The 21,288-nt window shown below is 39.1% G+C and carries 23 protein-coding genes; 16 read left to right on the top strand and 7 right to left on the bottom strand.

The window, feature by feature from the left end; genetic code table 11:
• From ACFSR0_RS09840 to ACFSR0_RS09830, 3 genes are all read left to right on the top strand, one after another.
• On the top strand, positions 1-232 hold a 232-nt coding region (locus tag ACFSR0_RS09840; RefSeq protein WP_379982332.1), incomplete at its 5' end, for an IS3 family transposase.
• A 143-nt stretch (positions 233-375) separates the two neighbouring features.
• Entirely contained in the window at positions 376-1,407 is a 1,032-nt protein-coding gene (locus ACFSR0_RS09835) for an SIR2 family protein (RefSeq protein WP_379982330.1), read from the top strand.
• The gene (locus tag ACFSR0_RS09830) at positions 1,400-3,148 is read left to right on the top strand and encodes an ATP-binding protein (RefSeq protein ID WP_379982328.1); all 1,749 of its coding nucleotides are present in this window, start codon (positions 1,400-1,402) and stop codon (positions 3,146-3,148) included. Before ACFSR0_RS09835 ends, ACFSR0_RS09830 begins: the two co-directional genes overlap by 8 nt.
• A gap of 343 nt (positions 3,149-3,491) precedes the next feature.
• Here the strand turns inward: ACFSR0_RS09830 and ACFSR0_RS09825 are convergent, their stop codons facing one another.
• Positions 3,492-4,151 carry a DUF998 domain-containing protein gene (locus tag ACFSR0_RS09825; protein WP_379982326.1) on the bottom strand — a complete coding sequence of 220 codons (660 nt, stop codon included), beginning with the start codon at positions 4,149-4,151 and terminating at the stop codon, positions 3,492-3,494.
• Positions 4,152-4,253: 102 nt separating this feature from the next.
• Here ACFSR0_RS09825 and ACFSR0_RS09820 point away from each other — a divergent pair, with 102 nt between their 5' ends.
• Complete coding sequence (locus ACFSR0_RS09820; RefSeq protein ID WP_379982324.1) at positions 4,254-4,859, top strand: NAD(P)H-dependent oxidoreductase; 606 nt, start codon at positions 4,254-4,256, stop codon at positions 4,857-4,859.
• A gap of 164 nt (positions 4,860-5,023) precedes the next feature.
• A complete protein-coding gene (locus ACFSR0_RS09815) occupies positions 5,024-5,224 on the top strand; it encodes a cold-shock protein (RefSeq protein ID WP_379982322.1) in 201 nt (66 codons plus the stop codon).
• Between the two features lie 111 nt (positions 5,225-5,335).
• On the opposite strand, the gene ACFSR0_RS09810 is transcribed toward ACFSR0_RS09815, so the two are convergent.
• Positions 5,336-5,653 carry a winged helix-turn-helix transcriptional regulator gene (locus ACFSR0_RS09810; protein WP_379982320.1) on the bottom strand — a complete coding sequence of 106 codons (318 nt, stop codon included), beginning with the start codon at positions 5,651-5,653 and terminating at the stop codon, positions 5,336-5,338.
• 129 nt (positions 5,654-5,782) lie between these two features.
• Between ACFSR0_RS09810 and ACFSR0_RS09805 the strand changes: the two genes are divergently transcribed.
• Complete coding sequence (locus ACFSR0_RS09805; protein ID WP_379982318.1) at positions 5,783-6,418, top strand: SDR family oxidoreductase; 636 nt, start codon at positions 5,783-5,785, stop codon at positions 6,416-6,418.
• A gap of 119 nt (positions 6,419-6,537) precedes the next feature.
• Here ACFSR0_RS09805 and ACFSR0_RS09800 read toward each other — a convergent pair whose 3' ends face one another.
• From ACFSR0_RS09800 to ACFSR0_RS09785, 4 genes are all read right to left on the bottom strand, one after another.
• Positions 6,538-7,566, bottom strand: coding sequence for a branched-chain amino acid aminotransferase (locus ACFSR0_RS09800; protein ID WP_379982316.1), 1,029 nt, complete (start codon positions 7,564-7,566; stop codon positions 6,538-6,540).
• A gap of 185 nt (positions 7,567-7,751) precedes the next feature.
• Positions 7,752-8,561, bottom strand: coding sequence for a TPM domain-containing protein (locus tag ACFSR0_RS09795; RefSeq protein WP_379982314.1), 810 nt, complete (start codon positions 8,559-8,561; stop codon positions 7,752-7,754).
• Positions 8,558-9,688, bottom strand: coding sequence for a TFIIB-type zinc ribbon-containing protein (locus tag ACFSR0_RS09790; protein ID WP_379982312.1), 1,131 nt, complete (start codon positions 9,686-9,688; stop codon positions 8,558-8,560). Before ACFSR0_RS09790 ends, ACFSR0_RS09795 begins: the two co-directional genes overlap by 4 nt.
• Positions 9,689-9,723: 35 nt before the next feature.
• Positions 9,724-10,944 (bottom strand): SPFH domain-containing protein, encoded by a 1,221-nt coding sequence (locus ACFSR0_RS09785; protein ID WP_379982310.1) that lies wholly within the window; start codon positions 10,942-10,944, stop codon positions 9,724-9,726.
• A gap of 183 nt (positions 10,945-11,127) precedes the next feature.
• On the opposite strand from ACFSR0_RS09785, the gene dnaX reads away from it, so the two are divergent.
• Genes dnaX through rsmI form a run of 9 tightly spaced genes read left to right on the top strand, consistent with a single transcriptional unit; the run spans position 11,128 to position 17,893 of the window.
• Positions 11,128-12,870, top strand: coding sequence for a DNA polymerase III subunit gamma/tau (gene dnaX / locus ACFSR0_RS09780; RefSeq protein ID WP_379982308.1), 1,743 nt, complete (start codon positions 11,128-11,130; stop codon positions 12,868-12,870).
• Between the two features lie 17 nt (positions 12,871-12,887).
• Positions 12,888-13,202 (top strand): YbaB/EbfC family nucleoid-associated protein, encoded by a 315-nt coding sequence (locus ACFSR0_RS09775; RefSeq protein WP_379982306.1) that lies wholly within the window; start codon positions 12,888-12,890, stop codon positions 13,200-13,202.
• Positions 13,203-13,220: 18 nt separating this feature from the next.
• Positions 13,221-13,817 carry a recombination mediator RecR gene (recR, locus tag ACFSR0_RS09770; protein WP_379982304.1) on the top strand — a complete coding sequence of 199 codons (597 nt, stop codon included), beginning with the start codon at positions 13,221-13,223 and terminating at the stop codon, positions 13,815-13,817.
• Between the two features lie 40 nt (positions 13,818-13,857).
• Positions 13,858-14,502, top strand: a complete 645-nt coding sequence (gene tmk, locus ACFSR0_RS09765; RefSeq protein ID WP_379982302.1) for a dTMP kinase — start codon at positions 13,858-13,860, stop codon at positions 14,500-14,502.
• A gap of 5 nt (positions 14,503-14,507) precedes the next feature.
• Positions 14,508-14,837, top strand: coding sequence for a cyclic-di-AMP receptor (locus tag ACFSR0_RS09760; RefSeq protein WP_379982300.1), 330 nt, complete (start codon positions 14,508-14,510; stop codon positions 14,835-14,837).
• Positions 14,838-14,853: 16 nt separating this feature from the next.
• Entirely contained in the window at positions 14,854-15,786 is a 933-nt protein-coding gene (gene holB, locus ACFSR0_RS09755; protein ID WP_379982298.1) for a DNA polymerase III subunit delta', read from the top strand.
• Positions 15,787-15,798: 12 nt separating this feature from the next.
• The gene (locus tag ACFSR0_RS09750; RefSeq protein ID WP_379982296.1) at positions 15,799-16,632 is read left to right on the top strand and encodes a PSP1 domain-containing protein; all 834 of its coding nucleotides are present in this window, start codon (positions 15,799-15,801) and stop codon (positions 16,630-16,632) included.
• Entirely contained in the window at positions 16,625-16,972 is a 348-nt protein-coding gene (locus tag ACFSR0_RS09745; protein ID WP_379982431.1) for a DNA replication initiation control protein YabA, read from the top strand. The genes ACFSR0_RS09750 and ACFSR0_RS09745 overlap by 8 nt, the downstream gene beginning before the upstream one ends.
• A gap of 54 nt (positions 16,973-17,026) precedes the next feature.
• Positions 17,027-17,893 (top strand): 16S rRNA (cytidine(1402)-2'-O)-methyltransferase, encoded by an 867-nt coding sequence (gene rsmI, locus ACFSR0_RS09740; protein WP_379982294.1) that lies wholly within the window; start codon positions 17,027-17,029, stop codon positions 17,891-17,893.
• Between the two features lie 84 nt (positions 17,894-17,977).
• On the opposite strand, the gene ACFSR0_RS09735 is transcribed toward rsmI, so the two are convergent.
• Positions 17,978-19,906, bottom strand: a complete 1,929-nt coding sequence (locus tag ACFSR0_RS09735; RefSeq protein WP_379982292.1) for a fructose-1,6-bisphosphatase — start codon at positions 19,904-19,906, stop codon at positions 17,978-17,980.
• Between the two features lie 141 nt (positions 19,907-20,047).
• On the opposite strand from ACFSR0_RS09735, the gene dinB reads away from it, so the two are divergent.
• On the top strand, positions 20,048-21,184 hold the full coding sequence (dinB, locus tag ACFSR0_RS09730; RefSeq protein ID WP_379982290.1) for a DNA polymerase IV: 1,137 nt from the start codon (positions 20,048-20,050) through the stop codon (positions 21,182-21,184).
• The last annotated feature ends 104 nt before the right edge of the window (positions 21,185-21,288 follow it).

The following is a 21,288-nucleotide window of genomic DNA, read 5'->3' as shown; positions in this document are numbered from 1 at the left end:
TCGTTCTATGTCTAAAAAGGGATGCTCGCCAGATAACTCAGCGTGTGAAGGTTTCTTTGGACGTTTAAAGAATGAAGTGTTTTATCAACGTGACTGGAAAAACATAACAATCAATCAGTTTATCGATCAGGTAGATGACTATATCCATTGGTACAATAATCAACGAATCAAGTTATCTTTAGGAGGACTAAGTCAACTTCAATATCGGAAGAAACAAGGATTTATTTGTTAAAAATGGTCCAGAAAAACATCCGCACCCCCTTTCCTACATTTTAAAGGTGCCGTTGACAGCAAAAGAATGTTATAATGAAATGATTGTGAAGAATAGAACTTTTTCAATATAAGACTCAATAATTGTTGATCGAGGTTGGCTTTATGAAAATGAACGATTTAAAAAAAACTATTCAGGATTTTTTTCAAGATGGTACTGTCACAATAATTGGATCAGGACTTTCCATAGCTGAAGGGCTTCCCAGTATGGGAGATCTTGCTAATGAACTGGATAACAAGATGACTACCTTTCTTAAAACAGCAGATGAAAAAAAGATTTGGAACGAAATTAGTGAACGATTTGATGAAGGAGTAGGACTGGAGGAGACGTTACATGAGGTAAAACCAACAAAAAATTTAGAACAGAAAATTCGGGAATTAACGGCTAATTATGTTCGGAGCAAAGAGGATCAAGCGCTAAAAAGAGTTATACTAGAAAACGATTCATTCAGATTATCTGCTTATTTAATGAGATTTAATATAAGAAATAATGGTCTTACAATTATCACAACTAATTATGATCGTCTTATTGAGTATAGTTGTGAATTAGTTGGCCTCAGAGTAGATAACCTATTTGTTGGAAAGTATTTTTCAAGATATTTGCCGAATCAAAGTAAGTATTCTTTTTGTGTAGGAGTAAAAAAGAGAAAAAAGAAGCAGGCAGTAGAATTTGCTCCAAAGGTAACGATATTGAAACCACATGGTTGTTTGAGTTGGTATATAGTGAATAATGAACCAATTGCGGCTCCAATGATAAGAGAAGATGATTGTTTAATAATCACTCCAGGCGCAAATAAGTATCGCGAAGGGTATAATGAGCCATTTGATTCTCAGAGGGCAAAAGCAAATGATTCAATTGATTCTGCAGAGAGATTCATTATTATAGGGTACGGATTTAGTGATGACCATTTAGAAACACATTTAAGAAAACAAATTTTATCCGGGAAACCGACATTAATTTTTACTCATACTCTTTCTGAAAAGGCGAATGAAATTGTGAAAAATTTTTCTAATGTAACTGCGTTTACACATGATAATTTAGGTACAAAAATCATTAATATAGAAGCTGAAACGATACTTAAAAAAGTAAATCTTTGGGATATTGGAGAGATGGTCAAGGAGGTATTTAATGAATAAGCTTATTGAATTAAACAACAGCGACTTACTTGGAAATGTTACTTATGTGGATACATCTCAAGTAATAATTGAGATTGATAATCCAAATATTATGGGGAGAATTAGTGTTGGAAATTTGATTGCTATTGAAACAGGTAAGAAGCACCAGCTATTAATTTCACTAATTGAAAAAGTAACAAGAAAATATATTGATGATTTTGACGATACTGATGAAGATGAACAAGAGATTATGGTTTCCTCTGCAGACTATGTAAAGGTCAATATTATTAGGACATATTATACGGTCTTTGGTGAAAAAAAAAATATTTTTAAACGGGGAGTTGATGTTTTTCCTCAAATTGAAAGTAAGAGCTATTGTCTTGTAGGAACCAATCTACAAAATTTCATGAACTTGTTAAGTAACTCAATTAGTTCTGAAAAAAAGCTTGATATTGGCAAGTTTATTATGGATGGTAATGCAAGAGCTTCTCTAGATGGGAATAAATTTTTCCAAAAGCATGCTGCTGTCTTAGGTAGTACTGGCTCAGGAAAAAGTTGGTGTGTTGCTAATATTTTAGAAAAAGCCAACCAACTAGAGTACTCTAATATCTTGGTTTTTGATATGCATGGTGAATACAAATCACTGACTAATCATGATTCCAAAATTGCAGAGTACTATAAAATTGCTGGACCAGGGGATTTGGAGGATTCAGATGAGAATATACTATTTCTTCCATATTGGTTATTAAACAGAGAAGAACTACTGTCAATGATTCTTGATAGAAGTGATTCTAACGCTCCTAATCAATCCTCTAGATTCACCTTACACATTAGAGAACTAAAAGAGAAAACTTTGATAAATGAAGGAAAAGAAGATGTTACAAAAACATTTACTGTTGATTCACCAATTCCATTTGAAATCAATGAATTGATTTCAAAATTAGTCATTGATGACACGAAAAAAGGAGTAGGATCGACCGGGAAACCCGTAAAGGGTGAGTGGGAAGGAAAGTTGACAAGGTTCATTTCCAGATTAAACGCAAAAGTATCGGATAAAACTTATGGGTTCATGTTTCAACCAAATAAAGCGACTCTTGACTATGGTTGGCTTTCTAAAATGTTGTCTACACTAATAGGCCATACATCTGGAAAAAAAGGTATAAAAATTGTTGATTTTTCTGAAGTTCCGTCTGATATTTTACCAATTGTTACAGGTACCTTGGCACGTTTACTTTATGATATTCAGTTCTGGATGGTTGCTGATAAGAGGACACCTTTCGCCTTGATTTGTGATGAAGCCCATTTATATTTACCAATCAAGGATGAAGCAGATTCTACACAGAAACAGGCTCTTTATAATTTTGAGAGAATAGCGAAAGAAGGGAGAAAATATGGAGTATCTTTGGTTCCCGTTAGCCAAAGACCTTCTGATATCAGCAAAACAATCCTCAGTCAATGTAACAATTTTGTGGTTTTAAGATTAACGAATGATCGTGATAAGTCTGTCATCAAGAACCTCTTACCAGATACTTTAAAAAGTACAATTGATTTGCTACCCTTACTTGATGTTGGTGAAGCTTTGGTTGTTGGAGATGCTATTTTGCTGCCTAGTAGAATACTTTTAGATAAGCCAAGTGTTGATCATAGACCAGTAAGTGCAACTAGAGATTTTTGGGATGATTGGGATACGCTTTCTCAAAATAATGAAAATATTACTGAAGCAGTTGAGGCTGTTAGAAAACAAAGTCGTGCTAAAAATTAATTTTTTTATTTAATCTATTTTAAATACAATAGGGGAAAAACACTGAAGTCTCCCTGGATTAATTTTTAATATAGAGATATACTGGCGATTTTTTTGACTATCTTTTTGACCATATTTTGTAAATTTAATGGGACTATATCAGAGTTTTTCATTGATCAGAAAATACTAGGAATCCCATTCTAATCAGCAACAGGGGCTTCTAGGCACCTGAATTACCAACACATTAAAATAATCATTTATTTCAAAAAAAGGCTGAGACAGGATTGTTCAGCTAAAAGAAGACCATACCATCCAGAAATTGATTCTCAATCTTTTGGTTGGTATGGTCTTTTTGCGCGCCGTTTTATGAAAATTGATAGACATCCTTTTTGACGACAGTAGACCAAGCTTTTTGAGCGACGCCGATTGCAGCACTATATAAAAAGAATAGACTTGCACGCTGCCACAACCCACGAGTAGTAGCAAAACGCTCATGTAAGAATGGTACATAATAACTAAGGAAGAAAACGATGCATAAACTGCCAAGTGTCAAACAGGTCCAAAAGAAAGTAGCCCACTTCATTTGTCCGCGTTCTTTAGCAAGCCAGCCACTGATTAAAGAAGCAATCAGTAAACCAAGCATACCAATACCGGTAACAGCCGAGTGCAAAAGATAGATTGGATTGAAGGAAGTTTCTCGGTCATTGATGACAACTAAGCCACTAAGGACACAATCGAATAGTCCGTAAGTGCCTATCGATACACTCATTAAATTAATAGCTAGACGATTATGATCTTGCTTAAAGCATCCCGGCAATCCCAGTGCTCCTAAGACAAAAAGCGAACCCGTCACAATTGATAACTGATTAAAGAGAGTTTGGACTGGGCTATTTGGCTCGCCCAGGATACTAATGACATCCGCACTCTGACTGAAGGACGGGTAAACGAATCCTAAGATATATGGCAGTGAAGCATCACCTACGCAGGCGGCGATCAGAAAGATAGGGGCAAGATAACGTTTCATAGTACGACTTCCTTTGCAAAAAATAATTTCCGGTATTTATCTATTTAACACCAAAAAACGATAAAATAAAAGTAGAAAGTAAACAGAAAGAAGGAAGATGAAATGAAGGCACTGATTATTTATGCCCATCCTAGAAAAGAAAGCTTTTCGCACGCATTGCTAAAGCAAGTCCAGCATACATTATGCGAAAAAGGACTGGAAGTAGAAGTACGTGATTTGTATCAACTAAATTTCCAACCAGTTCTGGCAGCTGAGGATACGATTCACGTCGAAGAGGGTAAATTTGTTAGAAACCAAGAAATATTTCCACCAGATGTCTTAGTTGAACAAGAAAAAATTTTGGAAAGTGACTTACTTATCTATGTTTTTCCGATTTGGTGGAATGGGATGCCTGCAATTTTAAAAGGCTATATTGATCGTGTATTTCAACATGGGTTCGCTTATAGTTTTGAATCAGATGAACCAAAGAAACGTTTTGCCGGGAAAAAAGCTATTTTCTTAACACCAACTGGTCAACCACAAGCAATGGACGGAGAGGATACTGAGTTAACAAAAGCAATCAAATTATTAACTTCCGAGTGGATTTTCAATGGGGTAGATGTTGAAATTTTGGGCCATCTTTTTTTTGGCAGGGTACCGTACTTGTCAAATGATGAACGAAAAGGGTATCTAGAGGATACTGCGTCATGGTTAAATAAAAATATTTGATGAAAGTTCATAAAAATGATTGTGATATAGGAGAATTCATGTTATGGTAGTAATGTAATAAATTGATATGCAAATCTTGAGTTATCCAATACTGGTACATTCTTCATTTCACATCATCTATTATTACAATTAAACACGTAATGTGTCATGGAGGTAAAGTTATAATGAATAACGGTACAGTAAAATGGTTCAACTCTGAAAAAGGATTTGGTTTCATCACTGCAGAAGACGGAAACGATGTATTCGTACACTTTTCAGCTATTCAAGGTGACGGTTTCAAAACTTTAGAAGAAGGCCAAGCAGTTACATTTGACGTTGAAGAAGGTCAACGTGGCCCTCAAGCTACAAACGTAGTTAAAGCTTAATCAATTGTAAATGACAAGCAGTTGCAAAGTCTCCTTTGCAACTGCTTTTTTGGTGTCCAATGACGAGAACAGTATGCATCAATAAAAGCATGCTGACTGGTGCGTTCATTGTTATTGCTTTGCTTGGTAATCCAATCCCCATTGAGAAAGACTAGCTAAAACGGGGGCTAAACTGTAACCAGTTTCGGTTAATTCATATTCGACGCGAGGTGGCACTTCTGGATAAGCCGTCCTGGTTAGTAATTGATATGTTTCCATTGTTTTTAAATTCTCCGTCAATACCTTTTGAGAAATGGAACCAACGGATTTTTTCAGTTCACCAAATCGTTTTTTTCCATCCATTAAATCTCTGAGAATCAAAACTCGCCAACGATTATTTAAAAAAAGCAAAGTGGTCTCTACAGGACAAGCTGGTAAGTCTAGTTTCATAGGTTTTCCTTTCTAATAGTTACTTATTAGTAACTAAGTTACAAAAAAGTACTTACTTTTCAAAAGTTACTAATACCGTTATTATAGGTTTGTAAGAGAAATAATGCAAATTTAGGAGGAGACAACAAAATGAAACTAGCAGTAATAGCAGCTAATGGGAAAACAGGTCAATTAATTGTAAAAGAAGCCGTAGATAAAGGATTGGATGTAACAGCGATTGTTCGTCATACGAATCAAACTGTTGCTCAAAAAACAATCCTGAAAGATTTGTATGATTTAACACGCGAAGATTTGGAAGAATTTGATGCTGTAGTGGATGCTTTTGGGGTTTGGAATCCAGAAAAACTAACTGAACATCAAACATCAATTGATCATTTGATAACGATTCTTTCAGGAAGCACGACGAAATTATTCGTGGTTGGTGGTGCTGGAAGTTTGTATATTGATCCATCTCATACAACCCAGCTTTTTGAAACACCTGATTTTCCAGACGCCTATAAACCAGTTGCAATCAATATGAGTAAAGGGTTGGATCGGTTACGTGAAGCAAAGGATGTTCATTGGGTTTATGTCAGTCCTGCAGCTGACTTCCAGGCAAATGGAGCTAAGACAGGGAAAGTTGCATTTGCTGGAGAACAGTTTACGACCAATGAAAAAGGGGAAAGCTACATTAGTTATGCGGATTATGCTGCAGCAATGGTGGAAGAATTGCGTAATCCAACTGTTGATCAAGCAAGAATTTCTGTTTACACGAAGGAAGCGTAAACGAAAAACTTCTAAATAGAAAAAGAAATGAGCCATTCCTAGCTGAACGTTTAAATGCTGAGAAGCACGATAACGTTTCAACTTAGGGAATGGCTCATTTTTAGCGATAGGCTAGCAAATTATTTTTCAACAGGTACATCAAAAATCCAACCTGCAGGTGCTGGACGGTCCCCGTACTGAATACCCGTTAATTCATCGTACAAGGCTTTTGTCACTGGACCTACTTCGGTTTCACTATAGAAGACATGAAACTCGTCTTTCGTCTGAATAGCTCCGATTGGCGAAATAACAGCGGCTGTGCCACAAGCACCAGCTTCCACAAAATGATCCAATTCATTAATGTAAACATCGCCTTCGATTGCTTTCATTCCGAGCGTGTGTTCGGCCAAGTAAAGTAAGGAATACTTGGTGATACTTGGCAATATTGATGGTGATTTTGGTGTAATAAACTCATTGTCTTTTGTGATACCAAAGAAGTTTGCTGAACCGACTTCTTCAATTTTTGTATGCGTTTCGGGATCAAGATAAATACAATCTGAAAAATTGTGTTTATGAGCTTCTTCACCTGGTAACATGCTAGCAGCATAGTTGCCACCAACTTTTGCTGCGCCTGTTCCTTTGGGTGCTGCTCGGTCATAATCAGATACAATAAAGTTAGTGGGGGTTAAGCCACCCTTGAAATACGGACCAACGGGCATGCAAAATACAGTGAAAATAAATTCTGGAGCTGGTTTGACACCAATTGTATCTCCAACACCAATTAATAAAGGACGAATATATAAGGTAGCTCCTGTTCCATATGGAGGAACAAATTCACGATTCGCTTGCACGACACTCGTTACCGCTTTTAGAAACAATTCTTCAGGAACTTCAGGCATACGTAACCGTTCGGCACTTTTGTTGAGTCGTTTGCTATTTTCATCGGCACGGAACAAGTTAATGCCGCCATCTTTGCGTCCGTACGCTTTTAACCCTTCAAAACATTGTTGACCATAATGCAATGCTGCCGAAGCTTCGGAAATATGTAAAACATTATCTTCCGTCAATTCGCCTTCATTCCACTTTCCATCTTTCCATTTTGCTAAAAAGCGATAAGGTGTTTTGATATATTCAAACCCTAAGCTTTTCCAGTCAATAGCTTGTGTCATCCTAACCACTCCTTTTATTTTCCAAAGTATACCACTAGTTTTTGCTATTGTCATTATTTTCTGAAAATTATCGGCAAAAATGCATTGTTTTGACGAATAAGATAATCAAAAGTGGGAAAAATGACAAAAAAAGAAAGAAAACGAGTCAGTTTCAAACCCGCTTTCTTTCAATAAATGAGGTCAAATTAAAATTTCCCTCCGCCTCCACCAAAAGTGCCACCGCCACTGGAATGAGTGGTACTGCCTCCACCAAAACCGCCACCATTATTATTATTGGATGGTTTTGGTATTCGCCGAGTTGTGACGAATGATTTTGTTAGTCGATCGCTTTGATCAGCTAATGTCACCGTTGCCTTTTCCCTAAATGGATAATGATAGGTTTTTCGTTTTAATTGATAGGTTGATTTTATCCAGAAAAACGTAATGAGACTAATGATACTAGCTACCGTTAGCGCGATGATGATTTCAAAAGGGGTCAGAACTTTATAGTAGGTGATTTTGCCGGTATCACGGTCGACACGATAATGGCCACCAGGTACGCCGTCGCTGACATAAGCAGAAGACTCTTCCAAATAGCTTTTGGCGGCTTCAAAATACGAGCCAGCGCTTAAGTTTTCTTGAATGGAATCCAACATTTTTTCTAAGCGACTATCGGTTAAATAATCAATCATATTGCCGGATGTCGAAACATGATAGCCGCGTTGACCCATATCAATCAAGAACACCGAACCATTCTGATTATTTCCTACTTTGTTCCGTAAATAATTGTCTGCATAGGTTTCTTCCGAGTCATCATTGGAGGTAGTTGTCACAATATACACACGCCCTTTGATTTTCTCGTCCAAATTGGCTGCCAATTGATTTAGTACGGTTATTTGTTCTTCGGTAAAGAGACTTGCTTGATCATCGACCGATTGAGCATGCCCCTTTGTAGGAAAAAGCCATAGCAGGAGAACGAAGGCACCGAGGATTGCTAGTTTCTTATTCCATTTCATAGAAAATAGCCTCCAATCATCAGCAAAATGGCTACAATCGCAAAAATACCGCCACAAAAAGCTGTCAATTTTCCATAACTCAAGGGCAAAATCCCACTTGTTTTACCCGTTTGCCCATTCATTGCATAATAGAATGTTTTTTTCTTCTCATTAGCAGCTTGGTAGGTTACAAGCCAAACAGGTAATAGGACGTATTGTTTGTCTTCTTTTGTAATATCCAGTTGTTTGCCCGTTGTTCGGAAGGTGGTGTACCCGCTAACTGTATCACTTAATAATGTTTGGCCGTAGTCGGCTAATTCTTGATGCACGGTATCTTGAACATCAAGGTATTCGATATCCCGTTTTTCAGCTTGGAAACCAGCGAGATATTGGTTTTCAAAAGGTACTGCTTTTTCAAGGGGAAACGGTTGGACGCCTTCAACCATCTTTTTTTGAACATTTTTTGAGAGCGCATTTTGGATAAAATCACGAAACTGTAATTTTCCGGAGCGTCTTACTGCGTATTCTTTCGTTTCGGTGTATTCGATATCTCCTAAAACCCAGACTCGTAAACTTGTTCCAATCCCGCTCAGCTCACCCTGGGCATCTGCTGTAACTGCCCAGTAAGGAAAGTAAACGCCCGTTAATTTTTCTACTTGGGCCTGATTGAAAAAGTCTTTTGGAACGAACCATTTCTTTTGCGCCCATTGCAAGAAGGTTTTGATTGCTTGGTCTTTGTTGATTGCGAATGGGAGAACTCGGTTTGGCAAAAAGTTGCCACTCAATCTCCCGGTTAAAACGACGGGATTATGACAAAAGTAGCAATAGGTAGCGGCAGTCGTTTCATCGGTGACAATTTCCGCTCCACAACTGGGACAGGTGTATAATTCCATGTTGTTCATGTCACCTGAAGCGTCTGCTTGGTCGGTCGTTGTTTCAAGGGCTTCTTCACTGGCAACGTCCGACGGGTTTGGTGTTTGGTCAGTTGCTTTATCAACAAGCTGGGCTTCTTTTTGCTTTTTCTCGAAAGCCGTCAATTCATCTGCAGTAAAAACACTTAGGCAAAATGGACAGTGAAATTTTTGATCGGATGGTTCGAAAGTCAATGCCCCGCCACAATTGGGACATTTATGAGTAATGACTTCCATTACGTAACCTCCTTGTTTTTAAAATGAGAAAAGCCTTAATCAACAGGAACACCTTGGAATGGTTTGCCACACTCTGGACAGAATTTTGGTACACCATTGGCCAAATCAATAATGGCACTGCATGCGGCACATTTCATTTTAATACTAGCTGAACGATTTGCTTGGGGTTTTTCTTCGCCACAGTTGCTACAAAATTTACCAGTGTTCTCTGTGCCGCACTTTGCACATTTCCAAGTGTCAGTGCTTTGTTGTTGTTGTTGCATTTGATTGAGATTGGTCTGTGAGGCTTGATTAAGAAAATTGCCACCAGCATTCATGCCCATACCCATTCCAACAAAACTATTGGTTGCACCATTTGGATTGCTACCAGCATTTTTGATACCTTCTGCAATCGATCCTTGAACAAATCCTTCTCGAATCGTTGCATCACCCAACATGGCGCCTTGATTACGCATGTTAATTAACTTCGTAGAGTCATCGGTGTATGAGATACTAGCCACTGCCACTGAAACAATTTCCATTCCTCTAGTTTGTTTCCATTGATCATCTAATACGCTGCCCATGTATTTGCTTAGTTCCATACTTTTTGAAGGGACATAAGAAATTCGTTGTCCATCCGCTGACATTTGATTGATGGAAGCTTGTAACGCAGTTAAAAATTCAGCCAAATACTGTTCGTTGATGTCATTGATATCTACTTTTGTTTGATTATGAGGAATGGCATTTTTGTAAAAGAGAATTGGATCAGTAATTTGGATGGAGTACGTACCATGTGCGCGTAAAAATAATTCCGCATTATAAAAATTGTCAAAATAATTGATTGGAGAAGAGGTACCGAAACGAATGCCCTTAATTTCTTGTAAGTTAATATAGAAAATTTGTTGTTTCTGAGGTGTCACTCCACCAAATTTGAAACGGTCGAAGGTTTCTGAAATGGCACCTTTCAATGATCCATTGAACATGGAAGGAGCAAGATCATTTTTAACTGTGTAATAGCCTTCTTCTGCAGTGTAGTCGATGATTTTTCCTCCATCAACAACCATCATCATCATATTTGGATAAACGTGAACAACTGATCCATCGGTAATCACATCATCTGTTCCCTTTTTATTTGAACCCCGTTTGCTGTCTTGACGAACTTTGACACCTTTTGTGAAAACCGTCGTATCACCCATATCATCCGGTTCAATGACTTCCAGCCATTGATCAGCTAATCCGCCGCCAATCATACTTGTTGCTGCTTTTATTAGTCCCATGTGTGTTCCTCCTCAAGCGTTTTTTTGTTAAAAAAATTTGTTTGTTTTATTATACCATAGCCTTGAAAGTTCCAAACATCCGTCGCAAGTCGGAGTTTTGGTGGATGAGGCGTAGCTTTCTTTTTTTTAAAAAATTTCGTATAATAGTAGATAGTGATTTTTTCAAGTGAGGTGAAAGAGTAGATGGCGTATCAGGCTTTGTATCGAGTATGGCGTTCCCAACGATTTGATGAAATTGTTGGACAACAAGCAATTACTCAAACATTAAAAAATGCCATTGTGCAGCAACAAATTTCTCACGCGTATCTCTTTACTGGACCGCGGGGGACGGGGAAGACCAGTGCAGCTAAAATTTTTGCAAAAGCCATCAACTGTCCTCATAGTGTGGATGGGGAGCCGTGCAATGAATGTGAAATGTGTCAGTCCATTACCAATGGCAGTCAAGAAGATGTCATCGAAATTGATGCAGCTAGTAACAATGGTGTCGAGGAAATTCGGTTCATTCGCGATCGTGCCAATTACGCACCGACACAGGCCAAATACAAAGTATACATTATTGATGAAGTGCACATGTTGTCGACAGGCGCGTTCAATGCATTACTAAAAACATTGGAAGAGCCAAAGAAAAATGTTATTTTTATTTTGGCGACCACAGAGCCTCACAAAATTCCCGCAACCATCATATCAAGAACACAGCGATTTGATTTCAAACGTATTTTGCCTCAAGCAATTGTGGAACACCTAAAGGAAATTTTGCAGGCGATGAATCTGACTTATGAAGATGAGGCACTTGAGGTGATTGCCCGTGCTGCAGAAGGCGGGATGCGGGATGCGTTGAGTATTCTGGATCAAGCAATCGCATTTGCTGATGGTACGCTCACAACGCAAGATGCTTTTGAAGTGACCGGAAGTGTGACTTCGGAATTAATCGATCACTTGTTACTGTCCTGTATGACAAAAGACGTGACGGCTGCTTTAAAACAGCTGGATGACTTGCTTGAGTCTGGCAAAGAGGCGAGACGCTTACTTGAAAATCTCCTGTTTTATTGTCGTGATTTGCTGGTTTATCAACAAGCTCCAGCGTTATTAACCAAAGAAAACAAGCGAATAACAGCTGATTTCCAAGAATTGGCTCAGCAACTCTCTGCTGATCAGTTGTATGAATGGATTGCCATTTTGAATGCTACGCAAAATGATATACGTTTGACGACAAGTCCGACAGTATACCTAGAGGTCGCTATGGTGAAGTTGGCGACTGGATCGCAGCCACTGGTGGAGCAAAATCCTGCTGATTACCAAGGACAAGCTGTCTCTAATGAGCTTGTTAGTCAAGTGCAAGCTTTACAAAAAGAAGTTCAATCCCTGCGCCAAGCTTTGCGCCAGATTGAGCAAAACAAACCTGTTGAAAAAGAGCGGCCACCGGTAAACGCGGTTCGCTCACAAACTTCAGCGACGAAATATCGCATACCTAGAGAACGGGTAAATCAGGTTTTAAAAATGGCCACAAAGCAACGAATGCAACAATTGCGAACGGTTTGGGATGATATTTTAGATTCCATGAACCCTACGCAAAAGGCGATGTTGAAAGCAAGTGAACCCAAAGCAGCCAGTGAGGAAGGGCTTATTATTGCCTTTGACTATGAAATTATTTGTCAACGGGCAACAACCAATCAAGAATTTTCTTTAACGTTGCATAATCATATCAGTCGCTTTGTAACGGATTATGCGCCTAGTCCAGTTTTCATTACTAAGGAAGATTGGCCGACTCTGCGGAAAGATTTTCTTGCAGGGAATCGGGAAAACGATACACTAGAAGAAGAAAGTGAAACGACAGGAGAAGTGTCACTCCTTTCTGATCAAGAAGACCAGCTCGTGTCAAAAGCGCAAGAATTATTTGGCGACTTGACGACGATTGAAAAAAATTAAGAAAAGAGGAAAACAAAATGATGCGTGGTATGGGAAATATGCAAGGCATGATGAAACAAGTCCAAAAAATGCAAAAAGAAATGGTGAAAGCGCAAGAGGTATTGAATCAACGCGAATTCACAGGTGAATCCACAAATGGTTACGTCAAAGTAACTGTAACCGGTGATCGTAAAGTAAAACAAGTGACCATTGATCCTCAAATTATCGATCCAGACGATGTTGAAATGGTGGAAGATCTAGTCGCAATGGCAGTGAATGATGTGATTCAAAAAGTGGAAAAAGAGATTGAATCAACGATGGGGAAATATACTAAAGGAATTCCAGGTTTCTAAGAATAGGAGACAGGTAGCGTGCAATATCCCGAACCAATCGCTCGTCTCATCGCAAGTTATATGAACTTGCCTGGGATTGGTCAAAAAACAGCAACACGTTTAGCTTTTTATACAATTGACATGAAAGATGAAGTAGTAAGTGAATTTGCTAAATCACTCCTTAGTGTCAAAAGAGATTTACAATTCTGCTCGATATGTGGCAATATTACCGAGGAGGATCCCTGTGAGATTTGTGCAGACAAAACCCGTGACCGGAGTACCATTTTGGTAGTTGAGGAACCCAAAGATGTGATGGCAATGGAAAAAATGCGCGAATATCATGGATTGTATCATGTTCTGCACGGCGTTTTATCGCCAATGGAAGGAACTGGACCGGATGATATTAATATTGCCTCATTGATTCAACGTCTACATGATGAGACAGTCAAAGAAGTGATTATTGCAACCAATGCAACAACCGAAGGCGAAGCGACTGCTATGTATCTTTCACGGTTGATTAAACCTGCCGGGATTAAGGTCACACGCTTGGCTCATGGCCTAGCTGTTGGTAGCGATATTGAATATGCAGATGAAGTAACCTTACTGAAAGCAGTCGAAGGACGCCGAGAAATATAGTGTTATAATGCTAGGTGCAAAAGATAATGGAGGAGAGCCTGTGAGCGGATTATTTATCACAATTGAAGGACCAGATGGAGCAGGGAAAACGACCGCCCTGAATGAGTTGTTTCCTCGTCTGGAAAAAGAAGCAAAAGGAAAGATCATTGCAACCAGAGAGCCGGGCGGCGTAAAAATTGCAGAAAAAATTCGTCAATTGATTTTAGATCCGAATCATCAAGAAATGGATGTTCGAACAGAGGCCTTGTTGTATGCGGCAGCGCGTCGCCAACACTTAGTCGAGGTCATTATTCCGGCCTTGGAAGCTGGGAAGATGGTTTTATGTGATCGCTTTGTAGACAGTTCTCTGGCATACCAAGGTGCAGGTCGTAGAATTGGGATGGATAGTGTGGCGATGATTAATGAATTTGCAACAGAAGGCCTGCAGCCTGATTTTACGTTGTATTTAGATATTGACTCAGATGAAGGATTACGAAGAATTCAGCGTAGTCGCAAAGCTAGTATTGATCGATTAGAAACGGAAGGCTTGGAATTTCATCAACGTGTTCGGCATGCGTACCTTAAGTTGGTTGAGAAGCAACCAGAGCGATTTTTATTAATTCATGCGAACCAAGACGTGCAAGAAGTAGTCAATGAATGTTATACTGCAATTAAGACAAAATACCCATTATTTTTTGAGGAGTGAGAAACATGAAATTAATTATAGCCATTGTCCAAGATAAAGATAGTAACCGTTTAGCTAATGAGTTTATCGATGCTAATATTCGTGCGACAAAACTCTCATCAACAGGCGGGTTTTTAAAAGCGGGGAATAGTACATTTATTATTGGGATTGATGATGAAAGAGTTGACGAAACACTAGCACTAATTAAAAAAGCTTGTCAATCTCGTCGTCAATATGTTTCAACCCCAATGTCCTTGGATATTTCGTTGGATGGTCAGGTCCCTTATCCAGTAGAAGTTGAAGTAGGTGGAGCAACCGTGTTTGTATTACCAATGGAAGGCTTCCACCAATACTAATAAGGAGCGACTGGCGATGGAAGAAACCACGTTTTTAACAACCTATCAACCGCGTCTTCTAACACAAATAAAAAAAATGATTGAGCATGGGCATTTGGCACATGCTTATCTTTTTGAAGGTGATCAGGGAACTGGAAAACATGAATTAAGTATGTGGCTAGCGAAACGTCTGTTTTGTGAAACACCAGTTGACGGAAATCCCTGCAATCATTGCCTGCAATGCCTAAGAATTGCTCAGGGCGAACATCCTAATGTACGGATTATTCAACCAGAAGGATTAACGATCAAAGTTGATCAAATTCGCCAATTGCAAAGTGAATTCACCAAGTCAGGCTTTGAACAAAAGTTGCAATGCTTTATTATTCAAGAAGCCGACAAAATGAGTGTCCCGGCCGCCAACAGTTTACTAAAATTTTTAGAAGAACCAGAGGGGACATTTGTAGCTATTCTGGAGACGAATGCCCTTGGAAAAATATTGCCGACAATTCAATCAAGGTGTCAGGTCGTGCATTTCACCCCACTATCAAAAGAACAACTTTATCAGCGACTACTAGAAGCTTCTGTTCCTGATGCCTCGGCAAAACTACTTGTTCAACTGACCAATAGTTTTGAGAAAGCAGTTGAAATCTCTACAGATGAATGGTTTAATGATGCTAAGGATAGCGTCATTAAATGGTTTCAATTACTCACCAATCAAAGTCTCAACGCCTATTTGTATGTTCAGCGCAAGCTAGTTATCAAAGCCAAAGAGCGCAAGCAACAAGAACAAATCTTGCAATTGTTGCAAATACTTTATCAACAGACGTTGACACAAGGGGAGTCTACAAACTATCAGGCAGTGGAGGCTATTCTGGATGCAAAAAGAAAACTCGCAGCGAATGTTTCGTTTCAAAATGTGGCGGAGCAATTGGCGTTGCGATTGATTCATAAGAAGTTTAAAGAAAGGTAGAGGAGGATTCCCATGGTTGAAGTGATTGGTGTACGCTATAAGCAAGCTGGCCAAATTTACTATTTTTCTCCCGGAAAAGAAGTCTTTCAATATGGTGACGCAGTTTTAGTTCATTCACAAGAATCTGTCTACTATACACAAGTAGCTATTCCCAATAAATTCGTTGATGAAGAAGATGTTCCCCAGCAGTTAAAAGCCGTCATTCGACGAGCAACGGACGAGGATGACTCACAACAACAGCGCAACCTACAAGATGCTAAGGCAGCTTTGAAAATTGGCAAACAAAAAATTCGTGAACGAGAATTGGAAATGAAATTGGTGCATGTCGAATATTCGTTTGATCGTTCCAAAATGATTTTCCAATTTACAGCAGATGGTCGAATTGATTTTCGTGAACTGGTCAAAGATTTGGCTAGTGTCTTTCGAACACGAATCGAATTGCGCCAAGTTGGTGTGCGAGATGAAGCCAAACTTTTGGGGGGAATCGGACCTTGTGGGCGACAACTATGCTGTTCAACCTTTTTAGGTGATTTTGTTCCTGTTTCGATTAAAATGGCAAAAGATCAAGGACTGTCATTAAATCCGACCAAAATTTCAGGTTTATGTGGGCGGTTGATGTGTTGCTTGTCTTATGAAAATGATACGTATGCTGAAGCAAAGCGTGAGATGCCCGATTATGGTCAAGAAATTCTAACGCCAGATGGGAAAGGAAAAGTCACAGGATTGAATATGTTATCACGTGTGGTGCAAGTTCGTTTATTTGGACACGAACAGACCACTGTTGAATACGATAGTGAAGAACTAAAAGAATTCGTCAAAGCAGGTGAACAGCATGAAAATGGATAAGCGTTCTGTTTATGATGGTTTAAATGACTTTGAAGCCGAATTGCAGGCTTTGTTGGCGAATCTTGGAGAAATGAAGTCTTCTTTGCAAGATATTGTAGAAAAAAATACGCAACTTGAGTTAGAAAATCAACGATTGCGTGATCATATTCGAGAATTAAATCATATTGCTGAAACTCCAGCAGAAAAAGTGAAGCAAGAACTATCCAAATCACGAATGAATTTAGAGAAGATTTATGAAGAAGGTTTCCACGTCTGCTATGATTTATATGGATCTAGGAGAGAACGGGACGAGCCTTGTGCATTTTGTTTAGAGGTTATCTATCGGGAAATTGGTAAATAAGAAGAAGAGCGGGGATTTGCTACGCTCTTTTTTCGAATAAAGGAGCGAATATGGGTGTTTCAACAAAAAAGTTATCGTACCACAACAACAGGGACGCTTTATTTGGTTCCTACCCCCATCGGCAATTTGGAAGATATGACATTACGAAGTTGTAACCTTTTAAGGGAATGTGACTTCATTGCAAGTGAAGACACTCGGAATACTCAAAAATTGTTAAATCATATTGACAGCCATGTCCCTCAAATTAGTTTACATGAACACAATTATCGTGAACGGATTCCGCAATTAATTGCTTTGTTGAAAGAAGGAAAAACGATTGCTCAAGTGAGCGATGCAGGTATGCCATCGATTAGTGATCCAGGGCATGAGCTCGTTTTAGCCTGTTTAGCTGAAGAGTTAGCAGTTGTAGCAATACCTGGGCCAACTGCCGGTCTGACCGCCTTGATTGCTTCGGGTTTACTGCCTCAACCCCATTATTTTTATGGCTTTTTGCCACGAAAAAAAAGTAAGCAATTAGAAGAACTTCAAAAATTGGCTACGCAACATGCGACCATGATTTTTTATGAATCTCCCTATCGCATAGCGACTACTTTAGAAAATATGCGAACTATTTATGGTGATGAGCGCAAAGTCGTCATCTGTCGTGAACTGACCAAAGTTCATGAAGAATATTTACGTGGCACCATTGCCGAACTTTGTCAGTATTTGACGGATCATGCGTTAAAAGGGGAGTGTTGTCTATTGTTGTCAGGGTGTAGTCAAGAAATCGAAGAAGACAGATCCGAACAATCCATTGAAGCAAGTCTGGAGCAAATTAACCAGATGGTGGCAGATGGAATCAAAGCAACAGCGGCAATTAAGGAAGTGGCTAAACAAACAGGATTTTCGAGACAACAACTTTACACAGCTTATCATCAATAATCGAATTTTTTTGGCATCGTCAAAGTGATTCCCAGAGAATGGATGTTGTTCACATCTATTGACTGGGAATCACTTTTTGCTTGTTTAGATAATCGTATCAAACTGTTGATAAAGATCAGTTAAATCCGCCATTTCCTCCATTAATTGCCGGCCGATATTGGTTTCCTTTACAGTTGTTCGACTGGTCACTTTTTCAACTAGGCGACGAGTCGAAATAATATCTGTCCCTTTTTCTACGGCAGCCTCGACGGAGGTAAATGGCTGATGGGCAACTAGCTGCAGACCATAACTATTTGAAAGTAAGGTGTAACCGGCAATCCCCGTTTCTTTTTGATAACTTTTTGAGAAACCACCATCGATGACAAGCATCCGTCCATTTGCCTTAATTGGATTTTCGCCATTTTTTTCTTTGACGGGTGTGTGCCCATTAATAATATGACCAGAGATAGGTAAATGAAACGCGCGTAAAATGTCTTGGCAGATGTGTTCTTGGTTGCGTAATTGGTAATAGGGATTCTTTTTTTCAATGTGTGTTTGCTTGTCTTGGATATAATACCGTTCAAACGTAGTCATTGCATTTTTGCCGAATAACGAAGAACATTCTCCTGTCCATAGGTACCAAAGGGTATCGGTGGCCAAATCGTCATGAACAGTCGGTTGTGTGTAGCTGAGCCGAACTTGTTTTTCAAAATAGTCGAGTAATTCCTTGCCTGCATAGTGTGCATGACCGACACGGAAAGATTTGAAATCACCATTTTCGTGAAGAGGAATACAGCCGTGAATGAGTAAATTATTGTTATAGCAAAGGTACATGCTCCCCTTTTCAATTAAAAAATCCATGTGGCGTTTGAGTTTTTCTGAAGCTTGAAAACTGTGGAGAAGGTGCGTGATTAATTCATGTTCTTCATCGGTTAATGCATTTGGATGCTGCCAATCAATCGTTGGTGCTTGAAATTGCTGAAGTGGATAGGTTTTCTTCCCCAATAAAACTGTCTGGTTTTTTGGATCAATCTGCGTGAGTACCGCACGTGCGTCCATGTTAAAATCAGGGCGACGTGCAATTAATTGCCCCTCCAGTTTGAATTGCAAAATAGCGGCTGCTTGTTGTACAACGGCAAGTGTTTCTTTTTCTTCTTTTGAAAAACAGCCAGCATCTTCTGCCAACTTGGGGAAGAATGCCTCGCTTGGTTGATAGTATTTGCGACTATAATCAATCAGCGCCCGGATGGTTACACCGTAACGATCTTCAAGAATATCCAAATTCCCATAACGGGCGCAAATCCGGATGACATTCATCAAAGAAAGGCTTGAACCTGCCATGGCAGCCATCCAAATAATATCATGATTGCCCCATTGGATATCGATTGAATGATAGGTCATCAACCGGTCTATAATGGCATCTGGAGCGGGACCGCGATCATAGATATCTCCAACCACATGTAGATGATCAACCACGAGTCGTTGAATGGTAAGGGCCAAATCTTCAATCAGTTCGTCCGCTTGCTTCAGTTGAATGATTTTTTGAATGATTGCATGAACGTAGGCTGGTTTTTCTTGCTTTTTTTGACTTTCCGTTAGCAATTCTTCAATAATATAACGAAAGCGATCGGGGAGGGCTTTCCGCACTTTTGAACGCGTATATTTTTTACTCGAGTGAGTGACCATTCTTACTAAATAGATAATTTGTTGTTCGTACCATTCCGCCATCGTATGAGCTGGACGCTGATGTTTGATTTGGGCTAATTTTTGTTGCGGATAATAGATTAATACGGCTAACTCATTGCAGTCGACTGGCTCGTTTGCTAGACAGTCGCGTAGCTTTTCTTTAACACTGCCAGATCCATTGCGTAAAACATGATCGAATGCCGCATATTCTCCGTGGACATCACTTATAAAATGTTCGGTGCCTTTCGGTAAGTGGAGGATGGCTTCTAAATTAATTAGTTCGGTGGCGACCATTTCTTTACTGGCAAATTTTTCTTTTAATAGCGAATAGTATTTTTCTTGATTCATTCGTTTCACCTCAATAGTTGAACTATAACAAAAATTTGTTTACTTGTATAGATATTAAATACAAGTTAGTAGATTTTTGAATGCTTGTTTTATTGAAAACAAACACTTGTTTGGTTTATAATAATCGAGAGGTGAGTAGATTTGGGTGAATTATTGTTCCCGTTAAAAAATGATTTGACTCGAAAAATCATTCATATTGATATGGATGCGTTCTTTGCATCGGTTGAGGAGAGAGACTGTCCAAAATTGGCGCAAGGGCCTCTCGTAATTGCTCGTCATCCCAAAGATACGGGCGGCCGTGGAGTGGTAACGACAGCCAATTACTTGGCTCGCCAATATGGCATTCACTCGGCGATGAGTGCCCAAAAAGCCTATGAATTATGTCCCAAAGCAGTTTTTTTACCAGGAAATCATGAAAAATATCAGAAGGTTTCACGCCAAGTACGCGCCATTTTTGCTCGGTATACTGATTTAGTTGAGCCTGTTTCGATTGATGAAGCGTATTTAGATGTGACGCAAAATACCATTCATGCCAAGTCCGCGATAAAAGTAGCCAAATGTATCCAGCATGATATTTGGCATGAATTACATTTAACTTGCTCGGCAGGTGTCAGTTACAATAAATTTTTGGCTAAGCTTGCTTCTGACTACGAAAAGCCAAGAGGATTGACGGTGGTAAGGCCTGAAGAAGCCGTCGCATTTTTAAAAAAATTGCCTATTGAAAAGTTTTACGGCGTAGGCAAAAAAACGGTACCCAAAATGCATGAATTAGGGATTCATACTGGGGCTGATTTATATGAAAAAGATGAGTTCTTTTTGATTCAACAATTTGGTAAGATGGGTTATTCTCTCTACCGAAAAGTTAGAGGTGTTCATTTGTCACCAGTTGTGACAAAAAGAGAACGAAAGTCAGTAGGAAAAGAGCGTACCTATGCGACGCTTTTAACCACGGAGAATGATTGCCTGACCCAATTGCGTCAGCTGTCAGAGGAGGTTTCTGAGCAGTTGAAAAAGTTGGAACGTCATGGGAAAATAATTGTTTTAAAAATGAGAACTAGTGATTTTGTCACCAAAACGAGACGGATAACTCTGCCAAAAGCGACGTATCGAAAAGAAGATCTTTTCTCTGCTGTTAGTCTGTTATTCGAAGAGCAAAACCAAGTAGAAATAGGAATTCGTCTTTTGGGAGTATCCGTCACAGGTTTGGATCCTATTACTTTTGAAGCCATTGAACTTCCACTATGGGAACCTTCTTTTGATTCGAATGAAGGAAGGTAGCAACAGTTAATCATAATATATAAATATCTATAAAAATATCATTTAAAAAATCAATATGTGGTATAATCATTTTGAGGTGAAGATTATGACTATGTATTCGATAG

It is taken from the genome of Enterococcus camelliae (assembly GCF_042685105.1).
In the GTDB taxonomy this organism is placed as follows: Bacteria; Bacillota; Bacilli; order Lactobacillales; family Enterococcaceae; genus Enterococcus_G; species Enterococcus_G camelliae.
Note: the sequence above shows the minus strand (reverse complement) of the source record. Positions and strands in the feature narration are given on the sequence as shown.